The following is a 3,983-nucleotide window of genomic DNA, read 5'->3' on the forward strand; positions in this document are numbered from 1 at the left end:
CCCGTCCAGCGGGCAAGACTGACGCCCGGCGCGCCCGGCACCGACCGCTGGCACGGCACCCTCCGGCCCACCGGTACCGGCCTCTGGACCTTCCACATTGAAGGCTGGGGAGACAATTACGCCACCTGGCGGCACAACGCCGAGGTGAAGATTGCCGCCGGCGTGGACGTGGACCTCATGCTGGCCGAGGGCCGGCTGCTGCTGGAGCAGGCCGCGGGCCAGGGCGGGCGGCCGGAGGGCAACGCGCAGGTGCTGCGCGATGCCGCCGCCGCGCTCGCCGACGGATCGCTCACCGTGCATGAACGTTTGGCCGCGGGAACTTCGGACGCCGTGCTGGACGCCGTGAACAGCCATCCGATCCGCAGCCTGGTCAGCCCCTCGAAGCGGTACCCCATCCTGGTGGAGCGTGAACGGGCCGGCCGCGGCGCCTGGTACGAATTCTTCCCGCGCTCGGAGGGCGCGCATTACGACCCGGCGAACGGGAGCTGGACCTCCGGCGACTTCACGACGGCGGCCGAGCGGCTTCCGGCCGTCGCGGCCATGGGCTTCGACGTGGTGTACCTGCCGCCGATCCACCCGATCGGCGAGGTCAACCGCAAGGGGCCGAACAACACCCTGACCGCCGGGCCCGGCGACCCCGGATCGCCCTGGGCCATCGGATCCAAGGACGGCGGGCATGACGCCATCCACCCCGACCTGGGCGGATTTGAGCAGTTCGACGCCTTCGTGGCCGCCGCCGAGGCGCTCGGCATGGAGGTGGCCCTGGACCTGGCGCTGCAGGCCGCCCCGGACCACCCGTGGGCCACCGAGCATCCCGAGTGGTTCACCACGCGGGCCGACGGCACGATTGCCTACGCCGAGAACCCGCCGAAGAAGTACCAGGACATCTATCCGCTGAACTTCGATAACGACCCGCGCGGCCTGTCCGAAGAGGTCCTGCGGATCGTGAAGCTGTGGATCTCCCACGGCGTGAAGATCTTCCGGGTGGACAACCCGCACACCAAGCCCCTGTGGTTCTGGGAATGGCTGATCGGAACGGTGAACCGCGAGCACCCGGAGGTGGTGTTCCTGGCCGAGGCCTTCACCCGCCCGGCCATGATGCACGCGCTGGGCCGCGCCGGCTTCCAGCAGTCCTACAGCTATTTCACCTGGCGCAACACCAAGGAAGAGATCGAGGAGTACTTCACCGAGATCAGCCACGAGACGGCGCCGTTCTTCCGGCCGAACTTCTTCGTCAACACCCCTGACATCCTCACCGAGTACCTGCAGTACGGCGGCCCCGCCGCGTTCAAGGTGCGGGCCGTGCTGGCGGCCACGGCCAGCCCGCTCTGGGGCGTCTACGCCGGCTACGAACTCTACGAGCACGTGGCCCGGCCGGGCGCCGAGGAATACATTGACAACGAAAAGTACGAATACAAGGCCCGCGACTTCGCCGCCGCGGAGGCCGAAGGGCGCTCGCTCGCCCCGTACCTGACCCGGCTCAATTCCATCCGGCGGGCCCACCCGGCGCTGGGCGACCTGGGCAACCTCACCGTGCACCGCAGCACCGACCCGGCCACGGTGGTGTACTCCAAGCACAAGGCGCACCTGCCCGAAAGCCACGGCGGCGGGCGGGACACGATCATCGTCGTCGTCAACGTGGACCCGCACAGCGCGCGCGAATCGACGGTCTCGCTGGACCTGGCGGCGCTGGGGCTGCGGGAGGAGGACCTTAACGACGACGGCACGTTCTGGGTGGATGACCTGCTCAGCGGGCAGAGCTGGCGCTGGAGCGAACACAACTACGTGCGGCTGGACGCACACGTGGAACCCGCCCACATCCTGCACGTCCGAAGGAACCGCTGATGGCCGGCCCCTTCCAGCTGCACGCTCCGGGGCTCACGCATGACCCCCACTGGTACCGCAAGGCAGTGTTCTATGAGGTGCTGTTGCGGGGCTTCGCGGACTCCAACGGGGACGGATCGGGCGACTTCTCCGGGCTGATCGACAAGCTCGACTACCTGCAGTGGCTCGGCGTCGACTGCCTGTGGATCCCGCCGTTCTTTAAGTCCCCGTTGCGGGACGGCGGGTACGACGTCGCGGACTACTTCGACGTGCTGGACGAGTTCGGCACCATCGGCGACTTTAAACGCCTGGTCGCCGAGGCACACGCCCGCGGCGTCCGGGTGATCATCGACCTGCCGATAAACCACACGTCGGACAAGCACGACTGGTTCGAGCAGTCCCGGCGGGACCCGGAGGGGCCGTACGGAGACTTCTATGTCTGGTCCGACACCGACGAGAAATACCAGGACGCGCGGATCATCTTCGTGGACAGCGAGGATTCCAACTGGGCGTTCGACCCGATCCGCCGGCAGTTCTACTGGCACCGGTTCTTCAGCCACCAGCCCGACCTGAACTTCGAAAACCCCAAGGTGATCGAGGCACTGTTCGACGTCGTGCGGTTCTGGCTGGACCAGGGGATCGACGGTTTCCGCGCGGACGCCATCCCGTACCTGTTCGAGGAAGACGGGACCAACTGCGAGAACCTGCCCGCCACGCACGCCTTCCTGCAGGACCTGCGCGCACTGGTGGACACGGAATACCCCGGCCGCGTGATCATCGCCGAGGCGAACCAGCTGCCGCATGAGGTGGTGGAATACTTCGGCAAGCCGGACGGCGACGGCGGGCTGCGCCCCGAATGCCACATGGCCTTCCACTTCCCGATCATGCCGCGGCTGTATTACGCGCTCCGGGACCAAAAGGCCGCCCCGATCATCGCCACGATGGAGCAGACGCCGGCGATCCCGGCCGGGGCCCAGTGGGGAACGTTCCTGCGCAACCACGACGAATTGACGCTGGAGATGGTCACCCGCGAAGAGCGTGAGGCGATGTTCGGCTGGTACGCGCCGGATTCCCGGATGCGGTCCAACATCGGAATCCGCCGCCGGCTGGCCCCGCTGCTGGACAACTCGCGCGCCGAGATCGAACTGATTCATGCCCTGCTGCTGTCGCTGCCGGGCAGCCCGTTCCTGTATTACGGGGACGAGATCGGCATGGGCGACAACATCTGGCTCGAAGACCGCGATGCCTCCCGCACGCCGATGCAGTGGAACCCCGACCGCAACGCCGGGTTCTCCACCGCGGACCCCGGCAAGTTGTACCTGCCGGTGGTGCAGTCGCTGGTCTATCACTACAACTACGTCAACGTCGAGGCGCAGCTGGCGCACAACAGTTCGCTGCTGCACTGGGTGCGGCAGATGCTGGCCGTGCGCAAGGCCCATCCTGCCTTCGGCCTGGGTACCTACCGGAACGTGCCGGTGGACTCCGAATCGGTGCTGGCTTTTCTGCGCGAATTGCCGGAGGACAATCCGGAAGGCCTGGAGAAAGAGGTGCTGCTGTGCGTGTTCAACCTGTCCCAGCACCCCGTGGCGGCACCGCTGCGGCTGCCCGAATTTGCCGGCCGGGGGCTGCGCGACACGTTCGGAGGCGTCCCCTTCCCGGCCTTTGACGACGCCGGCCAGCTCACGCTGACGCTGGGCAGCCACGACTTCTTCTGGTTGCGGCTGCGTTCGGCCGCGTCCAACCCCGCATCTCCGCAGACCGAGACACTCCCAGTCATCAGACCCGCGACTGAAGGAACAGAGGTGGCAACACATGCCTGATTTCACGCCGAGCCTGCCCGAACTGCTGCACCAGTGGCTCCCCGCCCAGCGTTGGTTCCCCGCCAAGGGCCAAGAGTCGGTCCTGCGCCGGCTGGGTGGCATCCGCTTGCAGGACCCGGCCGGGGCGGTGGGACTGGAAGTGCACATCGTGGCCGTGCACACCGCCGACGCCGTCCACGTGGTCAACGTGCCGCTGAGCTACCGCCGGGAGCCCCTGGCCGGCGGGGAGGCGGCCCTGCTCGGGCGCGTGCAGCAGGGCACCGAGGACGCGTGGGCGGCAACCCGTGAAGAGGGCGAGACCGTCGGGTCGGACGAGCGGGCGGGCGGCGCCGCGGGGGC

The 3,983-nt window shown here is 67.9% G+C and carries 3 protein-coding genes; all 3 read left to right on the top strand.

Annotated features, from left to right (window positions below):
• Positions 1-1,845, top strand: a 1,845-nt coding sequence (locus tag AC5RV2_RS15515) for an alpha-1,4-glucan--maltose-1-phosphate maltosyltransferase (RefSeq protein WP_494093077.1), incomplete at its 5' end; no start/stop codon positions are given.
• Complete coding sequence (treS, locus tag AC5RV2_RS15520) at positions 1,845-3,644, top strand: maltose alpha-D-glucosyltransferase (RefSeq protein ID WP_494093078.1); 1,800 nt, start codon at positions 1,845-1,847, stop codon at positions 3,642-3,644. The genes AC5RV2_RS15515 and treS, both read left to right, overlap by 1 nt.
• A partial coding sequence (locus AC5RV2_RS15525; protein WP_494093079.1) for a maltokinase N-terminal cap-like domain-containing protein occupies positions 3,637-3,983 on the top strand: 347 nt, incomplete at its 3' end. The genes treS and AC5RV2_RS15525, both read left to right, overlap by 8 nt.

It is taken from the genome of Arthrobacter sp. Y3225116 (assembly GCF_059091245.1).

Bases quoted from the DNA above. Each gene is read 5' to 3' on its own strand.
- treS (WP_494093078.1), top strand. From the start codon at position 1,845: ATGGCCGGCCCCTTCCAGCTGCACGCTCCGGGGCTCACGCATGACCCC.